This window comes from Thalassobius sp. Cn5-15 (assembly GCF_022347685.1).
GTDB lineage: Bacteria > Pseudomonadota > Alphaproteobacteria > Rhodobacterales > Rhodobacteraceae > Thalassobius.
Genome location: NZ_JAKRGF010000002.1, coordinates 346,110 through 366,265, shown reverse-complemented (window position 1 = coordinate 366,265; position 20,156 = coordinate 346,110). Strand labels below are relative to the sequence as shown.

At 59.3% G+C, this 20,156-nt stretch carries 24 protein-coding genes; 13 read left to right on the top strand and 11 right to left on the bottom strand.

From position 1 onward, the window contains the following. Positions 1-903, bottom strand: coding sequence for a protein-disulfide reductase DsbD domain-containing protein (locus MHM86_RS07650; protein ID WP_239197595.1), 903 nt, complete (start codon positions 901-903; stop codon positions 1-3). A 142-nt stretch (positions 904-1,045) separates the two neighbouring features. Here MHM86_RS07650 and MHM86_RS07645 point away from each other — a divergent pair, with 142 nt between their 5' ends. After that, positions 1,046-1,615: a YqgE/AlgH family protein gene (locus tag MHM86_RS07645; RefSeq protein WP_239197593.1), complete on the top strand. Its 570-nt coding sequence runs from the start codon at positions 1,046-1,048 to the stop codon at positions 1,613-1,615. A 25-nt stretch (positions 1,616-1,640) separates the two neighbouring features. Here the strand turns inward: MHM86_RS07645 and MHM86_RS07640 are convergent, their stop codons facing one another. Then, positions 1,641-2,600 carry an L-threonylcarbamoyladenylate synthase gene (locus tag MHM86_RS07640; RefSeq protein ID WP_239197591.1) on the bottom strand — a complete coding sequence of 320 codons (960 nt, stop codon included), beginning with the start codon at positions 2,598-2,600 and terminating at the stop codon, positions 1,641-1,643. Between the two features lie 116 nt (positions 2,601-2,716). Between MHM86_RS07640 and MHM86_RS07635 the strand changes: the two genes are divergently transcribed. The 5 genes from MHM86_RS07635 to MHM86_RS07615 all read left to right on the top strand — a co-directional run bounded on the left by MHM86_RS07635 (position 2,717) and on the right by MHM86_RS07615 (position 6,956). Beyond that, complete coding sequence (locus MHM86_RS07635) at positions 2,717-4,411, top strand: acyl-CoA dehydrogenase (RefSeq protein WP_239197589.1); 1,695 nt, start codon at positions 2,717-2,719, stop codon at positions 4,409-4,411. Continuing rightward, positions 4,408-5,481 (top strand): MBL fold metallo-hydrolase, encoded by a 1,074-nt coding sequence (locus MHM86_RS07630; RefSeq protein WP_239197587.1) that lies wholly within the window; start codon positions 4,408-4,410, stop codon positions 5,479-5,481. The genes MHM86_RS07635 and MHM86_RS07630 overlap by 4 nt, the downstream gene beginning before the upstream one ends. A 27-nt stretch (positions 5,482-5,508) precedes the next feature. Beyond that, entirely contained in the window at positions 5,509-5,988 is a 480-nt protein-coding gene (locus MHM86_RS07625; protein WP_239197585.1) for a DUF6173 family protein, read from the top strand. Positions 5,989-6,077: 89 nt separating this feature from the next. Further along, entirely contained in the window at positions 6,078-6,212 is a 135-nt protein-coding gene (locus MHM86_RS07620) for an aa3-type cytochrome c oxidase subunit IV (protein WP_239197583.1), read from the top strand. A 108-nt stretch (positions 6,213-6,320) separates the two neighbouring features. After that, positions 6,321-6,956, top strand: a complete 636-nt coding sequence (locus tag MHM86_RS07615) for a hypothetical protein (protein ID WP_239197581.1) — start codon at positions 6,321-6,323, stop codon at positions 6,954-6,956. A 49-nt stretch (positions 6,957-7,005) separates the two neighbouring features. Here the strand turns inward: MHM86_RS07615 and MHM86_RS07610 are convergent, their stop codons facing one another. The 5 genes from MHM86_RS07610 to MHM86_RS07590 form a co-directional block, all read right to left on the bottom strand. After that, positions 7,006-7,338, bottom strand: a complete 333-nt coding sequence (locus MHM86_RS07610) for an AzlD domain-containing protein (protein WP_239197579.1) — start codon at positions 7,336-7,338, stop codon at positions 7,006-7,008. Further along, a complete protein-coding gene (locus MHM86_RS07605) occupies positions 7,335-8,081 on the bottom strand; it encodes an AzlC family ABC transporter permease (protein ID WP_239197577.1) in 747 nt (248 codons plus the stop codon). Before MHM86_RS07605 ends, MHM86_RS07610 begins: the two co-directional genes overlap by 4 nt. Before the next feature lie 113 nt (positions 8,082-8,194). Further along, a complete protein-coding gene (locus MHM86_RS07600) occupies positions 8,195-9,223 on the bottom strand; it encodes a hypothetical protein (protein WP_239197575.1) in 1,029 nt (342 codons plus the stop codon). A 22-nt stretch (positions 9,224-9,245) separates the two neighbouring features. Further along, a complete protein-coding gene (gene greA / locus MHM86_RS07595) occupies positions 9,246-9,716 on the bottom strand; it encodes a transcription elongation factor GreA (RefSeq protein WP_239197573.1) in 471 nt (156 codons plus the stop codon). 196 nt (positions 9,717-9,912) lie between these two features. Further along, positions 9,913-10,299 carry a VOC family protein gene (locus MHM86_RS07590; protein WP_239197571.1) on the bottom strand — a complete coding sequence of 129 codons (387 nt, stop codon included), beginning with the start codon at positions 10,297-10,299 and terminating at the stop codon, positions 9,913-9,915. A 79-nt stretch (positions 10,300-10,378) separates the two neighbouring features. On the opposite strand from MHM86_RS07590, the gene soxR reads away from it, so the two are divergent. The 3 genes from soxR to MHM86_RS07575 all read left to right on the top strand — a co-directional run bounded on the left by soxR (position 10,379) and on the right by MHM86_RS07575 (position 14,679). After that, positions 10,379-10,864: a redox-sensitive transcriptional activator SoxR gene (soxR, locus tag MHM86_RS07585; RefSeq protein ID WP_239197569.1), complete on the top strand. Its 486-nt coding sequence runs from the start codon at positions 10,379-10,381 to the stop codon at positions 10,862-10,864. 205 nt (positions 10,865-11,069) lie between these two features. Next, positions 11,070-12,722 carry an electron transfer flavoprotein-ubiquinone oxidoreductase gene (locus tag MHM86_RS07580; RefSeq protein WP_239197567.1) on the top strand — a complete coding sequence of 551 codons (1,653 nt, stop codon included), beginning with the start codon at positions 11,070-11,072 and terminating at the stop codon, positions 12,720-12,722. Between the two features lie 238 nt (positions 12,723-12,960). Further along, a complete protein-coding gene (locus MHM86_RS07575) occupies positions 12,961-14,679 on the top strand; it encodes a tetratricopeptide repeat protein (protein ID WP_239197565.1) in 1,719 nt (572 codons plus the stop codon). A 73-nt stretch (positions 14,680-14,752) separates the two neighbouring features. Here the strand turns inward: MHM86_RS07575 and MHM86_RS07570 are convergent, their stop codons facing one another. Beyond that, positions 14,753-15,754, bottom strand: a complete 1,002-nt coding sequence (locus tag MHM86_RS07570; protein WP_239197563.1) for a polyprenyl synthetase family protein — start codon at positions 15,752-15,754, stop codon at positions 14,753-14,755. Between the two features lie 53 nt (positions 15,755-15,807). On the opposite strand from MHM86_RS07570, the gene MHM86_RS07565 reads away from it, so the two are divergent. From MHM86_RS07565 to MHM86_RS07555, 3 genes are all read left to right on the top strand, one after another. Continuing rightward, entirely contained in the window at positions 15,808-16,023 is a 216-nt protein-coding gene (locus MHM86_RS07565; protein ID WP_239197561.1) for a DUF2007 domain-containing protein, read from the top strand. A gap of 3 nt (positions 16,024-16,026) precedes the next feature. Next, a complete protein-coding gene (locus tag MHM86_RS07560) occupies positions 16,027-16,779 on the top strand; it encodes a methyltransferase domain-containing protein (protein ID WP_239197560.1) in 753 nt (250 codons plus the stop codon). A gap of 92 nt (positions 16,780-16,871) precedes the next feature. Further along, positions 16,872-17,045, top strand: a complete 174-nt coding sequence (locus tag MHM86_RS07555; RefSeq protein WP_239197559.1) for a YdcH family protein — start codon at positions 16,872-16,874, stop codon at positions 17,043-17,045. 2 nt (positions 17,046-17,047) lie between these two features. Here MHM86_RS07555 and MHM86_RS07550 read toward each other — a convergent pair whose 3' ends face one another. After that, positions 17,048-17,923, bottom strand: coding sequence for a DMT family transporter (locus tag MHM86_RS07550; RefSeq protein ID WP_239197558.1), 876 nt, complete (start codon positions 17,921-17,923; stop codon positions 17,048-17,050). Next, positions 17,920-18,867, bottom strand: coding sequence for a transcriptional regulator GcvA (locus tag MHM86_RS07545; RefSeq protein ID WP_239197557.1), 948 nt, complete (start codon positions 18,865-18,867; stop codon positions 17,920-17,922). The genes MHM86_RS07550 and MHM86_RS07545 overlap by 4 nt, the downstream gene beginning before the upstream one ends. A gap of 117 nt (positions 18,868-18,984) precedes the next feature. On the opposite strand from MHM86_RS07545, the gene MHM86_RS07540 reads away from it, so the two are divergent. Continuing rightward, positions 18,985-19,155: a hypothetical protein gene (locus MHM86_RS07540; RefSeq protein WP_239197556.1), complete on the top strand. Its 171-nt coding sequence runs from the start codon at positions 18,985-18,987 to the stop codon at positions 19,153-19,155. 80 nt (positions 19,156-19,235) lie between these two features. Here MHM86_RS07540 and phbB read toward each other — a convergent pair whose 3' ends face one another. Further along, positions 19,236-19,958 (bottom strand): acetoacetyl-CoA reductase, encoded by a 723-nt coding sequence (gene phbB / locus MHM86_RS07535; protein WP_058318738.1) that lies wholly within the window; start codon positions 19,956-19,958, stop codon positions 19,236-19,238. Between the last annotated feature and the right edge of the window lie 198 nt (positions 19,959-20,156).

Sequence of the window (20,156 nt, the reverse complement as noted above, 5' to 3'; positions counted from 1 at the left end):
TCAGCTCGCGCTGCACCCTTGGATATCAACCGCCTGATCCTTGCCCAGCACGGTAAACCGCAGGCTGGAACGATCAATTGCGATCGGGTCGCCTTCGACGTGCATCATTTCTGTGGTTACGGTCAGGGTGTTGCCCTGACGTTTTGTCTTGGCCTCGGCCACCCAGATAAGCGGGTTGCCGGTTTCGACGATGGTAAACTCCGACCCACCGGCGCTGGGCATATTCAGCGTGGCGGTCAAGGCCAGGCCCTCATATGTGGGGGCCAGCTGACACTGCGCTTTGCGCACGCCAGCCTCTTGCCCCGGCACCGGACGGTCGGCAAGCGCGGCGCGGATGCTGTCGTCCTGTGCATTCAGATCTGCAGGCAGATCCAGAGACAGCGGCAGTGAGACGGGCACGCAGACATCTTTGCAAACGCCGAGACGCATCTGGCCGCGCAGCCGGATTTCCTGTCCCTCTGAACTGGGGGTCAGCACGACGGGCACGGTCAGCGATTGATTATAGCCGACAGAGCGCATGCCGTTGTCCATAAACACATCCGGCGTCGGCCATTGCGGGTCAATGGCGGCCAGATTGTCACTGTCCTGCAGTTCCAACACGGGCGGAATGCCTGCATCTCCGGGAGCACGCCAGTAGGTTTTCCAGCCCTCAGCCAGATCGATGCGCAGCGCGGCCATACGGCTGCCATCCTTGCGCGGCCAGCCGGGCAGGATGGTCAGGTTGGCCATATCCGCACTCCAGCTTTCGGTGCCGGAGATTGGGACGGAGTATGAGGCAACGCTGCCCTCTTGTGCAGAAACAGCCCCTGCAGCAACGCTGAGGAGCAGACTGGCGCCACAAACACCAGCAATAGCGGCGCTGGCAACAACGTGGGCAGAGGTCATGACGGTTCGTGTCTTCATAGTTCATCATTTGGGTCATGAGTGGGCGTTTGCCAACTCACATTAAGGCGATTGCCACGTGAGTGCGCTTTTTTCGTCGCGTCCGCTGGACCGTGGCATGATCCGTGCCTACATTGAATGAGAGAGAGGAGCGTTCTCACGTATGAACTTGACCGGACAGTTACTGATCGCAATGCCTGGCATGGGGGATCCCCGGTTCGAACACTCTGTTGTATTGGTCTGTGCCCATTCGGACGAAGGGGCGATGGGGCTGATCGTCAACAAGCCGACGGAAGATGTCGCGCTGGAAGACCTGTTGGAACATATCAAAATCCCTGCATCACCCGAGTCGCCCCAGATGGGGGTGCATTTTGGCGGGCCAGTGGAAACAGGTCGTGGCTTCGTGTTGCATGGCAAGACCTACCGGTCTGAATTGAACACACTTGAGGTTTCTGGTGAAACACCGGGGGCCGAATTTGGCCTGACAGCGACCATCGACGTGCTGGAGGATCTGGCGCGCGGGGAGGGGCCGCAGAACGCGATTGTTGCGTTAGGCTATTCCGGTTGGGGGCCCGGCCAGTTGGAGGAAGAGATTTCGCTCAACGGCTGGCTGACCTGTGATGCCGATCGTCAGTTGGTCTTTGACACTGAGGATGAGGCAAAGTGGGAAGCGGCACTGAAAAGCATGGGTGTGGATGCCCTGATGCTGTCGTCCGAAGCGGGGCACGCCTGATCTTCTAGCGGATCATTTCCGGCATTTATCGCGGCGCCGCGGCGCGCCGCAGGCGGTCGTTGATTGCGCGGCCCAGTCCGGTTTCAGGGATCGGTGCCACGGCGATGCCTTCAGGTCCCATCGCGTCCAGCGCGTGCAGGTGCCCGAACAGGTTCGCTGCCGCCTCGACCAGATCACCGGCGGGAGACAGGTTCAGTGTGCACTCCATCGCACCAAAGCCCAGCATCACCTCGCCCTCTGCCAAGGCGTCGGCGTTGAGCCGTACCGACGCGCCGGGGGCGTAATGCGATGTCATCTGACCCGGTGCGGTAAGTGCGTCGCCGTTTTGATAGACTTCCAGCGGCTGGCCCAGACACTGTTCCAGCGCCTCTTGTGGGATGCCGCCGGGGCGCAGCAGGGTCGGCGTGCCGGACAGGCCCAGAATGGTGGATTCAACCCCGACAGGGCAGGGACCGCCATCAAGGATCCCTTCGATCCGGCCCGTGAGACCGGCGGCGACATGGTCTGCCGTTGTTGGGCTGATCTTACCAGAGGGGTTTGCAGATGGTGCGGCGACTGGTCCGTCAAACAGGCGTAGCAGATCCTGCGCCAGCGGGTGTGCAGGCATACGCACCGCCAGCGTGGGCAGATCGGCAGTGACCAGTGGCGACAGCCCACTGTCTGTGCGCAGCGGCAACACCAGTGTCAGCGCCCCCGGCCAGAAGGCCTGCGCCACACGATCGGCCAAGCTAGACCATTCGACGTAACGTTTCGCCATTTCAACGTCGGCCACATGCACGATCAGCGGGTTGAACCGCGGCCGGCCCTTGGCATTGAAAATACGGGCGACGGCGCGGTCCTTGCGGGCATCTGCGGCCAGCCCGTAAACTGTTTCTGTGGGCATCGCGACCAATCCACCCGCCGCCAGCAGTGCCGCTGCACGGGCTACGCCATCTGCGCTGTCGGGCAGGGTTTCGGTGCTGTCTGAGGATTGTGTATTGGACATAATCTATGACGCCGCGTTTTGATTGAGTGGGCATGGGGCACAAACTAGGTTCTCCCGCAGGACAATTGCATACATGCGGCCAGACCCGATTCCAAGCCGCTGCCAGGAGGAAAACCATGAGTTATCGCGCCCAGGTCGAAGACATCCGCTTTATCTTCAATAACATTGCGCCGGTTGAGCAACTGCGCGCCACCGAACGTTTCGCCGAAGTCAGCGAAGACCTGTCGGACGCTGTGCTGGAAGGCATGGGGAAACTCACCGAAGAGGTGATCTATCCCACCCAGCGTGACGGCGATCTTAATGGCGCCTATCTGGAAAACGGCGTTGTGCGCACCTCGCCCGGTTTCAAGGCGGCGTTCGACGCCATCGCCGAAGGCGGCTGGGTTGCGGTGTCCGGTGATCAAAACTACGGTGGCATGGGCCTGCCGATCGCCTACACCACCGCGTTCAACGAAATGATGTCTTCGTCCAACATGGCGCTGGGTTTGTGCAGCATGCTGACCCAAGGCCAGATCGAAGCGCTGGAGCATCACGGTTCCGAAGAGCTGAAGAACCTGTATCTGGAAAAGCTGATCAGCGGCGAATGGACCGGCACCATGAACCTGACCGAGCCGGGCGCCGGTTCGGATGTGGGTGCGCTGAAATCCAAAGCAGAGCCGCTGGAGGATGGCAGCTATGCCGTGACCGGTCAGAAGATCTACATCACCTGGGGTGACCACGACTTTGGCGGCAACGTCTGCCATCTGGTTCTGGCTCGTCTGCCTGATGGCGCCGCTGGCACCAAAGGCATCAGCCTGTTCATGGTGCCCAAGATCCTGCTGGACGAAGAGGGCAACATGGGCGCGGCGAATGACGTGAAGGTTGTCAGCCTTGAGCACAAGCTGGGCATTCACGGCTCTCCGACTGCAGTGATGCAGTTTGACGGCGCCAAAGGCTGGCTCGTTGGTGAGAAACACAAAGGTATGGCCGCGATGTTCACCATGATGAACAACGCCCGTCTGGGTGTGGCCGCACAGGGTGTTGGTATCGCCGAAGGCGCCTACCAGAAGGCACTGGACTACGCCAAAGAGCGTGAGCAGTTCGGCCCGATCGTCAACCACGCCGACGTGCGCCGCATGCTGATCGGCATGAAGGCAGACACTTTCGCAGCCCGTTCCATCGTGATGTCCTGTGCCGTCGCGCTCGACATGGCCACCGCAACCGGCGCACCGGAATGGAAAGCACGCGCGGCACTGCTGACCCCGATCGCCAAATCTTTCGGTACCGAAGTGGGTATTGATGTGGCAGAGCAGGGTGTTCAGGTTCACGGCGGCATGGGCTTCATCGAAGAGACCGGCGCAGCCCAGTTCAGCCGCGACGTGCGTATCACCGCGATCTATGAAGGCACCAACGGCATTCAGGCCATGGATCTTGTGGGTCGCAAAATGATGGACGGTGGTGAAGCTGCGAACATCCTGCTGGATGAAATCGAGGCAGATGTTGAAGCCGCTCGCGCTGCAATGCCCGAACTGGCAGAACCGGTCTGGCAAGCCACCGAAACCCTGCGTGAATCGGTTGAGTGGCTGGTCAGCCAGACCGACATGAACACCCGTTTCGCAGGGTCGGTTCCGTTCCTGATGGCCTTTGGCCGTATCTTGGGGGGGTACTACCACCTGAAGGCTGCACTGGCCGAAGGCGGCGAAGGTCCGCGGTCGAAACTGGCTCGTTTCTACATCCGCCGCCTGTTGCCGCAGCATGCCTCCTACCTGGAGCATGCGCGCGCTGGTTCAGATGACCTTTACGCCTTCTCCCTTGAGGATCTGGAGGCGTGAGCCAGCGGATCACATCGGTGAAAAAAGATCGCGCAGCCCTTAATGGGCTGCGTTATCCGTTTGAGGCCCCTGAAAATGGTCAGGCTGTTGAGGTGGCTGAGGGCGTGTTGTGGATTCGAATGCCGTTACCGATGGCGCTGGATCATGTGAACATCTATGCGCTGGATGAGGGCGACCACTGGACCATCGTGGATGCGGGCGTTTACAGCAAACGCACCATCGCCATGTGGCAGGCGTTGCTGACTGGTGCCTTGGGCGGCAAACCGGTGGGCAAGGTGATCCTGACCCACCACCACCCTGATCATGTGGGCGCCGTGGGTTGGTTTCGCCACCGATTTGACGCGGAACTGGTCACCACCCGCACCGCCTTTTTGATGGCGCGGATGTTGATGCTGGACGTCGAAGAAGCCCCTAGTCCGCAGGCCGTCGCCTATTGGAAAAGCGCGGGCATGGCAGAGGATGTGCTGCAAAAGCGGCTGTCACAACGGCCCTTTAACGTGTCTGATATTGGCCATACCCTGCCGATTGGATACACCCGCGTGCAGCAGGGCAATCAGATCCGCGCCGGGGGGCGTGACTGGGACGTACATATCGGCAACGGACACGCGCCTGAACACCTGACGCTGTGGTCGCGGGACGATCATTTGGTGATTTCTGGCGATCAGATCCTGCCCTCGATCAGTCCCAACATCGGCGTGCACCCGACGGAACCGGATGCCGATCCCTTGGGCGAATGGATGGAAAGCTGTCTGCGTCTGGAAAAACTGGCGCGTGAAGATCATCTGGTGCTGTGCGGGCACAAACGTGTCTTCACCGGATTGCCGTTGCGGATGCACCAGCTGATCGAAAACCACCACGGCGGGTTGCGCCGCCTGCTGGATCACCTGTCGGAACCACGCACCGCTGTTGAGTGTTTTCCGCCCCTGTTCAAGCGCACCATTGATGCTGGCACTTACGGGCTGGCGATGGTCGAGGCGGTTGCGCATCTTAACCATCTGCTGCACACAGGACAGGTCAGCCGTGAAAAGCGCAGCGATGGCGCATGGTTGTGGCAGCGCACTGACGGCTAAAACAACGTGCATCGGGAGGAAACGCCAATGGAAGATGAAATCAAAACTTCGGCTGAGGCACATGAGGCCACAGCCCTGCCGCGCCGTCATGAGGTGCATTCTGACCCTGATGCGCCCGCGGCCAAGATCGACACAGCTGTGCCCGCTGCTGTCACCGCCACACCAGTGCAGAAGAAGAGCGCTGCGCAATGGGCCTATGAGCGGCTGGTTCTTTATATCCAGAATTTTGAACAAACGCTGGATCAGGACCATGAGGTCGCTATGGGCTTTGCTGGCAGCAGCGCAGGTGCCATGCGGATTGAAGGCTTGGGCTATTTCGATCCCGATCTGATCACGTTCTATGGCAGCGACGAAACTGGCGCCCGCACCCAGCTGGTGCAGCATGTCAGCCAGCTGAACGTGATGCTGCGCGCCCTGCCGAAACAGCCCGAAGCCCCAGAGGCCATGCGTATCGGTTTCCGTCTGGCGGCGGATCTGGAAGCCGGAGAAGGCAAAGCCTCTTCGTGAAGGGGAAAGTGACGTCGTGACAGGCCGGAAAAAATCGGCTACTCAACGTTTGAACAGGACCGAAGACCAAGTCAGCAAAGGACGCGAACATGGCTGAACACAAGCATGGTGATATGAACACCGAAGTGCAGGAAAAGACCTACGTAGGGTTCATTAACTTTACCAAATGGTCGGTCATTGCCATTCTGGGACTGCTGGTGTTCCTGGCGCTTTTCAACAGCTGATTTTTATTGGCTGATCTGTGATCCGAGGTTCAGGTCACATTATCTTTGAGACATGACTGGCCGTCCGCTGCAGGGCGGCCTCATCTTTGACAGGTAAGGCGCTGTGCGATGCGTATTCTGGTGCTGGCGGCTGTGGCCGTAATCGGGTTGTCGGGCTGTGTGGTCAAACAGGATCCCCCCGTTTCGGATGAGGTTCTGGCGGCCTCTGTCTATCGCCACGACGGCCCGCCGCGTCTGACGCTTTTCACCATGATCAATAACCGCAGCGGAAACGGCGCACATTCGGCGTTGATGATCAATGGTTCGCAGCGGGTGATCTTTGATCCGGCGGGGTCGTTCCGCAAAGGTGGCATCGTCAGCCGTGATGATGTGGTTTACGATGTGACCCCTGGTCTGGCCGATGTCTTCACCCGGTTTCATGCCCGCAAAACCCACCACGTTGTGGTACAGGAACTGGATGTCAGCGCCGAGGCGGCTGAACAGGCGCTGCAACTGGCTATGGCGCGCGGCGAAGTGCCTGATGCCTATTGCGCGCGCTCCATCTCGACCATCCTGTCGCAATTGCCGGGGCTGGAGGGGATGAAAACCACTTGGTTCCCGAAACCGCTGTCGGCACAATTCGATCAACTGGACGGTGCAACCCGCACCGAGCTTTATGAATACGACGATGGCGACCGTTTCAAAGCGCTGGAGGCCTTTGATCCCGAGCGGGTTAAAGACAACATGAAGGCTAACGGCGTCTGAATGCGACACCTTAGGTGTGCCGGAATTGTGCTGGCGGGGTTGGCCCCGTTTAGCTCAGCAGGTACACCATCCCGGACAGTGTCACCGCGCCGGTCAGCATGGCAATCAGTACGTTTTTGGTTACATAGCCCACGGTCAGTGCGATCAGTGCGGCAGAAATGCAGGGCAGGTCGAAGTTGCCCTCGGTTGCGGTAGGCCAAACCACCAGCGGCGCGACCAGCGCAGGCAGAATTGCCACCGCTGTATAGCGCAGGTGCCGCAGCAGCCACTCCGGCATCGGTCGGTCGCCGATCAGCCCCAGAAAGGCAAAACGCAGGCCGAAACTGCCCAACCCCAGCCCGATGATTACGGCCCACAGGGCGCTATCTGAAATGTCGGTCATTGGCGTGCCCCTTTGCCTGCCTGCACTGGCGCGCGGCGTTCCAGCCACAGCTCTACCTGCGCGCCGATGATCATCGCGCCAATACCGGCCACTATCAGGCCCAGGTTGAACGGCAGGAAGTTAAAGATCAGCGACAGAACAACCGATGTCAGCGCTGCTGCACGGTGGGCACCTGTGGTCAGCATTGGGCCAATCATCGCGATAAAGGTGATTGGCACGGCAAAATCCAGCGCCAGACCGTCCGGCACCCCGTTTCCCAACCACGCGCCAAACGCGGTGGACAGATACCAAAGCGGACAGATCATCGCGACGGTTGCAAAGAAATAGGTCACCTTTTGCGGCACACTCCAGCCCGGGTTACGTTCATAGGCGGCCACCGCGCAGGCATAGCTTTGGTCAATCGTGAAATAGGCGATAAACACCCGCTGCCACAGAGGTGCCGCCCCCAGATGCGGAGTCAGGGAGGCCGAATACATCACCATACGCAGGTTCACGGCAAGGGCCGAGGTCAGCACCAGCAGGGTCGGCACATGCTCCCCCAGCAGCTGCAGTGCGGTGAACTGTGCGGCCCCAGCGATCACCACGATAGAGAAGCTCAGCGCCTCGAACATGTTCAATCCGGCTTCAGCTGCCAATACACCGAACAGCACGCCAAAGGGGAGGATCACCAGCACAAAGGGCAGGCCATCGGTGATGCCCTGCCACATCGGCGATCGCGCGTGTGAAGAGAGGTTTGCAGACATAGTTGACCCGTGCGAAGTATTTCTTCCTGCTTACGGTGCCTGTACGGTATATGCAATCCGAAGCATGCTCAAAGCGCGTAGCCAAATATGGGGCAGCAGCTTAAGCTAAAATCTTAGTCGAAAATACCAGCGACTCGCCCTAGCAGCATAAAGGCCCGTGCGGTGCGGGTTTCGGACAGTGTGGTGATTTCCGTGTCCGAGGCGACTTTTTCAAACGATTGGATCATCCGGTCGAACCGGCGTAGGAAATTATGGGCGGCGTCGCGGAACGTGGGATCCTGCTTCATTCTGCCAGCGGTCAGTGCCAGTGAACTGCGGTCGTGAATGCCGCCGATTTTGGCCACGGTGCGGCCCCGTTCGCCAAGGGCGAAGCGGCGCCAGATCTCAGGCTTGCATAGATCAGGGCGTAGGTCGTCCATATAGATGCCGTCTTGGCTCAGCAGGGTCAGCACGTTCTGACTGGCCTCAATCAGCAGCGCGGCTTCACGGTCTTTCAGTGCCTGACGCAGTGCGGCAAAGCCCTCTTCGTCTTCGGCCGTATCAGGGAAATTCAGCGCCCGAATGAACGTGTTGCGCGCCAGTGGCGGATGCAGCTCATCGGCCGGGGTGCCAAATGGCAGAGCGGCCTGATCGTCACTGTCGCCTGCTGGCTCTGTCGCCGCGGGGCGCAGGGCATCGCGGTCACGGCTGGAGGTAAAGGTGGCCAGCGCGGTTTCCGTTTTGCGCTGCGCAGCGGCGATTTCGTCCAGTTTTCGCGCAACCGTTTCGCCGCCCTGCGGCTGGCCGTTGGTCTGCGCCGATTGCGCCACATAGGCCTGGCGGATCGCATCAATGGCCGATTGCAGCCGCGCGCTCTCCTCGCGCATCACGCGGCTGGACCGTGCCGCGGTGGCGCCGACCCAGATCATCGCTACGGGCAGGAAAATCACCAACAAGGTCATTAAAAAACGCAGGCCGTCGGGGCCTGCGTTTGCCGTAGCGCTGGCATCCGGACGGGGCAGGGACAGGAAAAACCAGCTAGCGCCAGCCATCCACACCACACTCAACCCCGCTGCGGCCAGTTCAAAGCCGGTGATTCGGGATTGGCTGGGCTTGTTATAAAGCCCCATAGGGGTGGCGGAGCTGCTGCGTTTGTCTGCCATGACCGCGACCTGTCTTTCTGGCTTAGATATATTCGATCTTCAGCACTTCGTAGGAGCGCAGACCGCCGGGGGTGCGTACCTCGACGCTGTCGCCATCTTCCTTGCCGATCAGGGCGCGGGCGATGGGCGATTTGATGTTCAACAGGCCCTTTTCGATGTTGGCTTCATATTCGCCAACGATCTGCCAAACCTTCTCTTCGTCGGTGTCTTCATCCACCAGCGTAACGGTTGCGCCGAACTTGATCGAGCCGGACAGGCCGGCGGGGTTGATCACATCGGCCAGTGAAATCACGCCTTCCAGCTCTTTGATGCGGCCTTCGATGAAGCTCTGCTTTTCGCGGGCGGAGTGGTATTCGGCGTTTTCCGACAGGTCGCCCAGTTCGCGTGCCTCTGCGATCGCCTGAATGATCGTGGGGCGTTCAACAGTTTTGAGGTGCTTCAGCTCGGTTTCCAATGCGGTGAAACCGGTTGGGGTCATCGGTATTTTTTCCATGGGCCCTTTTCCATGAGAAGGGGCGGCGGATGCGCGGGGCACCCGCCGCCCTGTGGTTGTTACTTGTCGTTTACCTGACCCAAACAGGGGGCGGATTGCAAGGGGCAGGCGCTGATGCCACGGAAATTCCCCGAAACGCGCCGACAGTCGTGCCGGATTTGTCGCAGACTGTGACGGGTGGGGCAGGGTGGTTGTGTCAGCTGTCGTAGCTGACCACCTCAAATTCGATCCCGTTGTCATCGTTGAAATAAAACCGCCGCCCCGGTTCGTAATCCGCGTGCATATGAGGGGTGAAGCCCGCGTTGCGCACCCGTGCCTCCACCTGATCCAGATCTGCGACCACCACCGCCAGATGGTTCAGGGCGCCAATGGTCTGGTAACTGTCGGCGTCGGTCGTGGTCGCATCGGTTTTCGGAGCATATAGCGCCAGATAGCTGTCCGCGCCGCCGATGTGGATCGAGCGGCCGCCGGAAATCGCGTCGCCCTGCCAGCGGATATGCCAGCCGAACACCTGTTCCAGCCAGTGGGCGGTGGCGGCGGGGTTGGCGACGGTGACGTTGGCGTGTTCCAGAATGGCCTGCATCATAACTCTCCTGACGTATTTGATTTTCAGATGCTTGCAGAATAGTTTCTAAAGTGCACTTTAGATAAAGGGCTAAGGGATGAGTAAAAACAGACGTTTAGCAATTAGGTCTGGCTTGACCATTGGTGATTTGGCGGCGCGGACAGGTTTGGCTGTCTCTGCCATTCGTTATTATGAGGCAGAGGGTCTGGTGCATCCGTGGCGCAACGCGGGTGGGCAGCGCCGGTTTGAGAGGGCCGATATCCGGCGGCTGTCCTTTGTCATGGTGGCGCAGAAATTCGGCTTTACCATCGCGCGCATCCGCGAGGTGATGCAGGGGCTGCCGGATCAGCGGACACCGACCGCTGCCGATTGGCGCAGGATTTCCACTGGGTTTCGTGCTGACCTCGATCAGCAGATCGCTGCTTTGGAACAGATGCGGGATAAATTGGATGGCTGCATTGGTTGTGGCTGCCTGTCGATGAAGGCCTGCACGCTTTATAATGAGAGCGATCAGGCACAACATTACGGAGCGGGGCCGCGGTATCTGATGGGGGATCCTGCACCAGAGGCCGGAGCGGATTGAACGCCGCTGCCGCCGCGCTGCGGCGGATGACAAAACAAGGCGCAAATTGTCGCGAAACAGCCGGAATCAGCGGGGCAAACTGGGTTCTGCCGCGTTTACTGCTGAAGCCCGTTCTTTTAACGCGTCGTCGCAATTGACGAACAATGCTGCGGCGCGTTAATCACGAGCGAAATATTGTTACGCGCGCACCCAAGGAGGGCCACCCATGTCGGAAATCGAACGGGAAGCAATGGAATATGACGTTGTCATCGTAGGTGCAGGCCCTGCTGGTCTGTCGGCTGCGATCCGTCTGAAGCAGTTGGATGCCGATCTGAACGTTGTTGTTCTGGAAAAAGGCTCGGAAGTTGGGGCGCACATCCTGTCCGGTGCTGTTCTGGATCCCTGCGGTTTGGACAAGCTGATGCCAGACTGGAAAGAAAAAGGCGCGCCGCTGAACGTGCCGGTGCGTGAAGACAACTTCTACATGCTGGGCGAAGCGGGTGAAGTACGGATCCCCAACTTCCCCATGCCGCCGCTGATGAACAACCACGGCAACTATATCGTGTCGATGGGCAACGTCTGCCGTTGGATGGCTGAACAGGCCGAAGAGCTGGGTGTCGAAATTTTCCCGGGCATGGCGTGTTCCGAACTGGTTTACGGCGACAAGGGTGAGATCAAAGGCGTCGTTGCAGGTGTCTTCGGTCTGGAAGCAGATGGGTCTTACGGTCCGGGTACTGAGCCGGGCATGGAGCTGCACGGCAAATACGTCTTCTTGTCGGAAGGTGTGCGCGGCTCGCTGTCGAAAGAAGTGATCGAACGCTACGGCCTGTCTGACGGCAAAGAGCCGCAGAAATTTGGCGTCGGCATGAAAGAGATCTGGGAAATTGATCCCGCCAAGCACAAAGAGGGCACCGTCACCCACACCATGGGGTGGCCGCTGGGCTCCAACGCGGGTGGTGGGTCGTTTGTTTACCACCTCGACAACAATCAGGTTTACGTCGGCTTTGTTGTTCACCTGAACTACAAAAACCCGCACCTGTTCCCCTACATGGAATTCCAGCGCTTCAAGCATCACCCGATGATCGCCGATCTGCTGAAAGGCGGCAAACGCGTGGCCTACGGTGCGCGTGCGATTTCCGAAGGTGGCTATCAGTCGATGCCGCAGATGGTGGCCCCCGGCGTGGCGCTGCTGGGCTGTTCGGTTGGCATGGTGAACGTGCCCCGTATCAAAGGTAACCACAATGCTATGCTGTCGGGCATTGCCGCCGCAGAGGCCGCAGAACGCGCGATCAAAGCGGGCCGTGCCAGCGATGAGTTGCACGACTATGAGGACGAGGTTCGCAAGGGCGAGATCGGCAAAGACCTGAAGAAGGTCCGCAACGTGAAACCGCTGTGGTCAAAGTTTGGCCTGACCGCTTCATTGACGCTGGGTGGATTCGATATGTGGTTCCAGACCCTGACCGGCGGTTTTTCGCTGTTCGGATCGCTGAAGCACGGCAAGACCGACGCCGCCGCAACCGAACCGGCATCTGTGCACAAACCGATCGATTATCCCAAGCCTGATGGCGTGCTGAGCTTTGACCGTTTGACCAACGTCAGCTTCTCCTTCACCAACCACGAAGAGAGTCAGCCGCCGCACCTGCAGTTGGCCGACACTTCTGTGCCGATTGGGAACAACCTGCCCATGTACGATGAGCCGGCGCAGCGTTACTGCCCTGCAGGCGTGTATGAAGTGGTTGAAAAGGAAGGCAAGAAAGAGTTCGTGGTCAACTTCCAGAACTGTGTTCATTGCAAAACCTGTGACATCAAGGATCCAGCGCAAAACATCACCTGGGCCTGTCCGCAGGGTGGTGAGGGGCCGAACTATCCCAACATGTGATCTCAACCACAGATCGCAGGAATATCTGCAAAAGGGCGTCCAATCTGGGCGCCCTTTTTGTCTGCGCTATATTGATCCATTGGATAGGGTCCGTATCCGCACGCACGGGTTTTCGGCAGTTTGGCTGGCGTTCTTCTCACAGATTTGTCAGAGACAGGCGGATTCTGCCCCTAGTGATTGCCTTTGGGAAAACCGGCGTTAATCTGATCCGAACGCAGACGCAAAAGGGATGGAGCATATGCGCAAGACGGTTACCGGAATGATTCTGGCGGCAGTGATGGGTCTGGTGCCCGTCGCGTCCTCTGTTCAGGCACAGGGGCTGGCCGGTCCCTATCTGGCAGCACGCCACGCGGGTCTTTCCGCTGATTTCGCGGCGGCGGCGGATTACTACACCCGCGCTTTGGCCCGTGATCCGCACAATATTCAGCTGATGGAATCTGCCACTCACGCCCAGCTGGCTTTGGGGCATCTGGAGCGGGGGATCCCTATGGCGCGCCGTCTGGAGGCTGATGAAAGCCAGAGCCAGAGCCAGATCGCCAGCATGGTGCTGATGGCTGACGCTGCTCAGCGTGAGGATTACACATCACTGCTGGCCCGCGCAGAGACTGGTTTGAACATCGGCCCGCTGATCGACGGTCTGGTGCTGGCCTGGGCGCAGATGGGCACCGGTGCGGTTTCTGATGCGATGAAACAGTTTGATGCAGTGGCCGCTGAAAAGGGCATGGGCGGCTTTGCCCTTTTCCACAAGGCGCACGCGCTGGCCTTGGTCGGGGATTATGAGGCGGCGGATAAACTGCTGTCTGATCCGGCGCTGGCGGGGTTGAACACCATGCGCCGTGCGGTGGTGGCCCGTGTAGAAATCCTCAGCCAGCTGGAACGCGGTGGCGAGGCTCTGCAGCTCTTGCAGGCACAGTTTGGGACTGAACTGGACCCTGAGCTGCGCAATCTGCACGACCGGTTGGTGGCGGGTAAAACGCTGCCTTTTGGCACGCTGACCAATGCCCGTGACGGCATTGCGGAGGTGTTCTTTACCGTCGCGTCCGCGCTGCGCTATGAGGCAGAAAGTGACTACACGCTCCTCTATTCCCGTGTGGCAGAATTCCTGCGTCCCACCCATACAGAGGCATTACTCTTGTCCGGTGCGATGCTGGATAATCTGCAGCTCTATGATCTGGCGGTCGATACATACGGTCGCGTACGGTCTGATAATCTGTCCTATCACGCGGCCGAACTGGGGCGTGCGGACGCGTTGCGCCGCGCTGGCGACGTCGGGGAGGCGGCGGATGCGTTGTCCGCACTGGCGACCAGCCACGGCGATCTGCCGATGGTGCATGTGACGCTGGGGGATGTGCAGCGTCAGGCCAAGGATTTTGATCAGGCTGTGCGTTCCTATGATGCGGCACTGGCACTCTATGACGCGGATCAGGATTCGCAGTGGTTTATCTACTATGCCCGCGCCATCTGCCTGGAACGTATGGGGCAGTGGGAGGAGGCAGAGGCCGATTTCCGCAAGGCGCTGGAATTGAATCCCGACCAACCGCAGGTCCTGAATTACCTCGGCTATTCGATGGTTGAGCGGCGGATGAATCTGGATGAGGCGCTGGCGATGATTGAACGCGCTGTCGCTGCCCGGCCTGACAGTGGCTATATCGTCGATTCGCTGGGCTGGGTTCTGTACCGCCTGGGGCGTTACGAGGAAGCTGTGCCTCATATGGAACGCGCGGCAGAGCTGATGCCAGTTGATCCCGTGGTCAATGATCATCTGGGAGATGCGCTGTGGGCCGTAGGCCGTCACCGCGAGGCGGAATTCCAGTGGAAGCGCGCGCTGTCCTTCATCGACCCGACCGATGTCCCCACTGATATCTCACTGGAGCGCGTGCGCCAAAAATTGGCAGTGGGCCTGGACGCGGTGCTGGAGCAGGAAGGTGCCACGGTGCTGCAGGCCGCGAACGAGTGATCCCGCGCTGATCTGAATGAAAGGAAGGCGGCCTAATACGGGCCGCCTTTTCTATTATCGTCGCGGTTTTGGATCAGTTGATCCGCGCCACCACATAGTCAGCGATTTCGACCAGCAGCTGGCGTACTGGATGTTCGGGCAGTGCGCTCAGCGCGTCTTTGGCCTTTGCGGCCCAAGCCAGAGCATCTTCGCGGGTTGCTTCTAGTGCCTTGTGTTTGTGCAGGAGCGAGAGGGCGTGTTCCAGATCGCCCTCTTCCTGACGGCCCTTTTCGATGGTACGCACCCAGAAGGCGCGCTCTTCAGCGTCAGCCTGGGCTACGGCCTTGATCACTGGCAGGGTCAGTTTACGTTCGCGGAAGTCATCCCCGATGTTTTTACCAGTGGCAGAACTATCGCCCTGATAATCCAGCAGGTCATCTACGATCTGGAAGGAAACCCCCAGCGCATCGCCATAATCAAACAGCGCCTTCACCTGATCCTCTGGCGCGTCAGCGATCACGCCGCCCACCTCGGTCGCTGCAGAAAACAGTGCCGCCGTTTTGCCGCGCACAACTTTCAGATAAATGCCCTCATCCGTGGCCAGATCCTGCGCTGCACTTAGCTGCAGCACTTCACCCTCGGCAATCGTGGCCGAAGCGTTCGAAAGAATCGACAGAACCCGCAGGCTGCCCGGTTCCACCATCATCTGGAAGGCGCGGGAAAACAGGTAGTCACCCACCAGAACGGAGGATTTGTTGTCCCACATCAGGTTCGCAGTTGGGCGACCACGGCGCTGTGCGCTTTCATCCACCACATCGTCATGCAGCAGGGTCGCGGTGTGGATAAATTCCACTGTGGTCGCCAGATGCACGTCATATTCACCGCGATAGCCACACATATCCGCTGCTGCCAGCGTTAGCATCGGGCGCAGACGCTTGCCGCCTGCGTCAATCAGATGTGCTGTGACTTGCGGGATGCGCGGCGCATTTTCGGACATCATGCGGCTGTGAATCATATCATTCACCTTGCGCAGCTTGTCCTCCAGATGGGCTGCCAGTCGCTCATGCGGTTTTGTGCTTGCGTGATCCTGGTTCATCTCGTCCGTCCATGGGTCGACAAATACTATGTCGTGCCCCTATTTTCCCCAATATGAAACAACTGCTTCGCACCACCGACCCGACGTCGATCGCCTTTGCCAAAGCTCTGCTTCAGGGGGAGGGTATAGACTGCTTTGAAATGGACGTAAATATGAGCGTCCTAGAGGGAAGTATCGGCATTTTGCCGCGCCGTTTAATGGTACATCCTGATGATCTGGCAGCGGCGCAGAAGGTGCTTACGGACAACGGCATCGCGCTGGAGGGATAAGGCGTGCCGTCGCTGACCCATACGGATTTCCTGAACGGACGTGTGCGCGCATGGCAGCCGGTGCAGGGCTACCGCGCGGGCGTCGATCCGGTGCTTTTGGCAGCGTCTTTGCCCGTACAGACAGGGCAAAGCGCGCTGGAACTGGGCTGTGGCGTTGGGGTGGCCTCGCTGTGCCTCATGGCGCGGGTGCCGGGCGTGGCTGTCACGGGGGTGGAATTGCAGGCGGATTACGCCGCCTTGGCGCAGCGCAATGGGGGAGAGGCAGGTGCCGATTTCACCGTTTCAATCGCCGATCTACGTGCGCTGCCTGCGGATTTGCGCCAGCGTCAATTCGATCACGTTTTTGCGAACCCGCCATATTTTCAGCGCGATCGATCAACGGCTGCGCAGGATGCGGGCCGCGATATTGCCTTTGGCGGTGACACGCCGCTGGCCACTTGGGTTGAGGTGGCGGCAAAGCGCTGCGCACCGAAGGGCTATGTGACTTTCATCCAGCGGATCGAACGCCTGCCGGAACTTATCATGGCGATGCAACCGCTCCTTGGTTCGCTTGAGGTGCAGCCGTTGATCCCGCGTGCAGGGCGAGAGGCGCAGCTGGTTCTGATCCGTGGTCGCAAAAATGGCCGCGCCGATTTTCGCCTGCATGATGGGATCGTGATGCATGAAGGCGCCGAACATCTGCGCGACGGTGAGGACTACGCGCCCAAAATCCGCGCTGTGCTGCGCGATGGCGCGGCATTGCCCTTTGGGAGTTAAGCTATTTTTAGCCGACTGCCGCGCTGCGGCGTGACAGGGGTGTTTTTATGTGCTGCAGTGAGTGTCTATCACAAAAATGAGAGGAGATTTACATGGGTCTGACTTCGCACATCGAAGAGTTGAAGAAGAAACACAGTGACCTCTCGCATCGGGTTGAGGTGGCACAGCGTTCGCCCGGCACCTCGGATGCGGAAATTGCCGACATGAAGAAACAGAAACTGCGCCTAAAAGAAGAGATCGAGCGTCTCAGCGCGGAACACGCATAACTTTATGATTTGAGGCTGGCGCGTGCTGCCAATGCCGCGCCGCCCGCGATTAAACAGGCCGCCAGTCCCAGCGTCCAGCTGGGCGCGGCAATTCCGACCCCCACCAGTACCAATGTCGACAGCAAAGGCGCCGCATAGGAGCTGACGCCCAGCAGCTGAATGTCGCCCTGTTTCACGCCGATATCCCAGACATAAAACGCCAAGCCAACAGGTCCCAGCCCCAACGCCAGCGTGCTGCCCCAGCCGATGATGCCTGCGGGCCAGACGGTTTGTTCGACCACGAGATGCAGCGCGGCCGATAAGACCGCCGTGGCCAGACAGAAGACCGCCACGGCCTCCGTCGGGACATCACCAAGGCGGCGCGACATGACGGAATAGCCTGACCAGAACAGCGCGCACCCCAGTGCCAGTAGATAGCCGGGCAGAGCTGCTGTATCAAAACCGCTGCCGCCGCCCTGAATGATCAGGGCCGCGCCGCCAAATCCGACCAGCCCGCCGATAAAGTGCCCCGCGCGCAGGCGTTCGCCGGGCAACAGACCAGAAAACAGAACGATCAGCAGCGGCCATAAATAGGCGATCAGCCCCGCCTGCGCCGGAGGTGCCAGCCGCAGTGCGCTGAAGTAGAGCGCGTGATAGCCAAACAGTCCGATGGTGCCGAACACATAGACTTTCAGTGGCACGCGCCGCAGCGCCTGCAGGCCGCCCGTGCGCAGGGTCCAGATCACCCCCAGCGTGCCGCCAATGGCAAAACATAGCGCGTTCAGCAGCAGCGGCGGTGTCGGCGCACTGCCTACTGTAAAGAGCGCCAGCAGTGACCACAGCAAAACCGCGATAAATCCGATGCCGGTGGCGTGGCTTCGGGTGAAGGTTCGAGTCATGCGGATGCGACCTCTTCTACAGGCACAATGGTTAAGGTCTGATGAACAGAGATGGTTTTGGCAATTTCCGCAAGCATCCAGTCGCGAAAAGCCACAATCTGCGGCCGATTTTCAGTGCCGAGCCGACAGAGAAAGCGAAAATGCGCTTTCGTGCCGAGCGCCACACCGTAGGGGGCCACCAATCGGCCGTCAAAGAGGTCCTTGATCACCATCGCCCGGCGTCCCAGCACCACACCGACACCAGCCAGTGCTGCGTCAACGGCGTGATCCGCGCCGGAAAAATGCAAGCCGTGGCTGGGGTTATGGTCAATGCCCACAGCACGAAACCATGTAGGCCAGTCGCATTGCGGGCGCAGGAAACTGGTTGATTCGTCGAAAATCAACGGCGCATTGATCAGACTTTCTGGTGTTGGGAACCGCTCCGCCATCTCAGGTGTCATCACTGGCGTGAACCATTCGCTGCTTAGCGGCTGCGCCCACACGCCGTGGTCGGGTCCATAGCCAAACCGGATTGCGACGTCGATTTCGTCACGGTCAAAATCCATGATCCGCAGCGCGGCAGAAAACCTTAGGTCAATCTCTGGATGAGTTCGGGCAAAGTCATAAAGCCGCGGCGCCATCCATTTCGCGGTGAAGGCGGGGCCAGCGGTCACGTTAAGCGTCGTGTTGTCCTGCAGTCTCTTGGTGCTGCGCCAAGCGTTCGACAGGGTTTGAAATGCCTCCGACGTGCCTGGGGCAAGGGCGCGACCTGCCTCTGTCAATTCCACCGCGCGGTTGAGGCGGATGAACAGCGGTGCACCCAAATGCTCCTCAAGAGATTTGATCTGATAGGACAGCGCGGCGGGCGTCACATGCAATTCCGCTGCCGCTTGAGCAAACGACATATGGCGCGCCGCTGCCTCAAAGGCGCGTAGGGCAGTGAGTGGGGGTAAGCGATCCGGCATATCAGTTAAATATACCTTAACTGACAGCTTGAAAACACTCGTTTGTAGAATGGTCTGAGCGCCCGCATATTGGGTTCAATTCAGAATGACTCAAACCCAAGACAAAGGAGACGCCAGATGATCGAAGTTTCGCACACCCGCCAGACCCAAGACGCCTATGCCGCCGCCCATGCTGCCCGCGGGGCTGCCTTCACCGGTCTCTTTCGGGGCTTCTTCCGCAGCCTGTTTCGTTCCGCTGCGCCTGCCAAACCCGTGGCAGACACTTACGGAACCGTCCCGCTGGCCTGATCCCTTCAGGACTTACGCGACGAAAAAGGCCGCCCCGGGTGAACCCGCGGGCGGCCTTTCTAGTGTGTATGCGCGTCAGATCAGACGAAGAACTGACCGCCGTTTGCCGAAATGGTCGAACCGTTGAGGAACGCTGCTTCGTCAGAGGCGAGGAAAGCTACGCAGTTTGCAATCTCTTCCGGTTCGCCCAGACGGCCGGTGGGGATCTGCGCGATGATTGATTCGCGGACCTTTTCCGGCACCGCCATCACCATGTCGGTGGCGATGTAGCCGGGGCAGATAGCGTTTGCGGTGATACCGGCGCGCGCGCCTTCCTGCGCCAGCGATTTGACGATACCCAGATCGCCCGCTTTGGTCGCAGCATAGTTCACCTGGGCAAACTGACCCTTCTGACCGTTGATCGAGCTGATAACGATCACGCGGCCAAACTTCCGTTCGCGCATTCCCGGCCAGATCGGGTGCACGGTGTTAAACACGCCGGTCAGGTTGGTGTCGACGACCTGATGCCATTGTTCCGGGGTCATTTTGTGGAAAGGCGCGTCGCGGGTGATGCCAGCGTTGGCGACCACAGTGTCGATCGGGCCCAGATCGGCCTCAACCTTGGCGATACCTTCGGCGCTCTCTTCATACGAGGCAACGTTCCATTTGTAGGTCTTGATGCCGGTCTCTTCGGTGAACTTTGCCGCGGCTTCATCGTTGCCCGCGTAAGTGGCGGCAACCTCGAAGCCCTGCGATTTCAGTTTTTTGGAAATTGCCGCGCCGATCCCGCGCGAGCCACCGGTTACAAGTGCAATACGTGCCATTTTATCCTCCATCCCATGAATTTAGCGGGCCCATGAATTTGTCTTGTAAAACTGTTACCGATTAAAGCCAATTTGCGCAATATTGTTACGCAATGAATTTTCTGCGTTGTGGCGTTTTTTCGCGTTTGCAGCATAAATAACGCAGAAATTGTAAAAAAGGGCGCCACGCGGGCGCCCTGTGATATGTTGTCGTCTGCT

What these genes read in the sequence shown, in the direction of transcription:
- MHM86_RS07625 (WP_239197585.1), top strand. Translation starts at nt 5,509, where the DNA reads ATGGAAGATGAAATCAAAACTTCGGCTGAGGCACATGAGGCCACAGCC.
- MHM86_RS07615 (WP_239197581.1), top strand. Translation starts at nt 6,321, where the DNA reads ATGCGTATTCTGGTGCTGGCGGCTGTGGCCGTAATCGGGTTGTCGGGC.
- MHM86_RS07545 (WP_239197557.1), bottom strand. Translation starts at nt 18,867, where the DNA reads ATGCCGGATCGCTTACCCCCACTCACTGCCCTACGCGCCTTTGAGGCA.
- MHM86_RS07550 (WP_239197558.1), bottom strand. Translation starts at nt 17,923, where the DNA reads ATGACTCGAACCTTCACCCGAAGCCACGCCACCGGCATCGGATTTATC.
- MHM86_RS07570 (WP_239197563.1), bottom strand. Translation starts at nt 15,754, where the DNA reads ATGAACCAGGATCACGCAAGCACAAAACCGCATGAGCGACTGGCAGCC.
- MHM86_RS07600 (WP_239197575.1), bottom strand. Translation starts at nt 9,223, where the DNA reads ATGGCAGACAAACGCAGCAGCTCCGCCACCCCTATGGGGCTTTATAAC.
- MHM86_RS07580 (WP_239197567.1), top strand. Translation starts at nt 11,070, where the DNA reads ATGTCGGAAATCGAACGGGAAGCAATGGAATATGACGTTGTCATCGTA.
- soxR (WP_239197569.1), top strand. Translation starts at nt 10,379, where the DNA reads ATGAGTAAAAACAGACGTTTAGCAATTAGGTCTGGCTTGACCATTGGT.
- MHM86_RS07555 (WP_239197559.1), top strand. Translation starts at nt 16,872, where the DNA reads ATGGGTCTGACTTCGCACATCGAAGAGTTGAAGAAGAAACACAGTGAC.
- MHM86_RS07620 (WP_239197583.1), top strand. Translation starts at nt 6,078, where the DNA reads ATGGCTGAACACAAGCATGGTGATATGAACACCGAAGTGCAGGAAAAG.
- MHM86_RS07565 (WP_239197561.1), top strand. Translation starts at nt 15,808, where the DNA reads ATGAAACAACTGCTTCGCACCACCGACCCGACGTCGATCGCCTTTGCC.
- MHM86_RS07605 (WP_239197577.1), bottom strand. Translation starts at nt 8,081, where the DNA reads ATGTCTGCAAACCTCTCTTCACACGCGCGATCGCCGATGTGGCAGGGC.
- MHM86_RS07650 (WP_239197595.1), bottom strand. Translation starts at nt 903, where the DNA reads ATGAAGACACGAACCGTCATGACCTCTGCCCACGTTGTTGCCAGCGCC.
- MHM86_RS07640 (WP_239197591.1), bottom strand. Translation starts at nt 2,600, where the DNA reads ATGTCCAATACACAATCCTCAGACAGCACCGAAACCCTGCCCGACAGC.
- MHM86_RS07610 (WP_239197579.1), bottom strand. Translation starts at nt 7,338, where the DNA reads ATGACCGACATTTCAGATAGCGCCCTGTGGGCCGTAATCATCGGGCTG.
- MHM86_RS07635 (WP_239197589.1), top strand. Translation starts at nt 2,717, where the DNA reads ATGAGTTATCGCGCCCAGGTCGAAGACATCCGCTTTATCTTCAATAAC.
- MHM86_RS07590 (WP_239197571.1), bottom strand. Translation starts at nt 10,299, where the DNA reads ATGCAGGCCATTCTGGAACACGCCAACGTCACCGTCGCCAACCCCGCC.
- MHM86_RS07540 (WP_239197556.1), top strand. Translation starts at nt 18,985, where the DNA reads ATGATCGAAGTTTCGCACACCCGCCAGACCCAAGACGCCTATGCCGCC.
- MHM86_RS07645 (WP_239197593.1), top strand. Translation starts at nt 1,046, where the DNA reads ATGAACTTGACCGGACAGTTACTGATCGCAATGCCTGGCATGGGGGAT.
- greA (WP_239197573.1), bottom strand. Translation starts at nt 9,716, where the DNA reads ATGGAAAAAATACCGATGACCCCAACCGGTTTCACCGCATTGGAAACC.
- MHM86_RS07575 (WP_239197565.1), top strand. Translation starts at nt 12,961, where the DNA reads ATGCGCAAGACGGTTACCGGAATGATTCTGGCGGCAGTGATGGGTCTG.
- phbB (WP_058318738.1), bottom strand. Translation starts at nt 19,958, where the DNA reads ATGGCACGTATTGCACTTGTAACCGGTGGCTCGCGCGGGATCGGCGCG.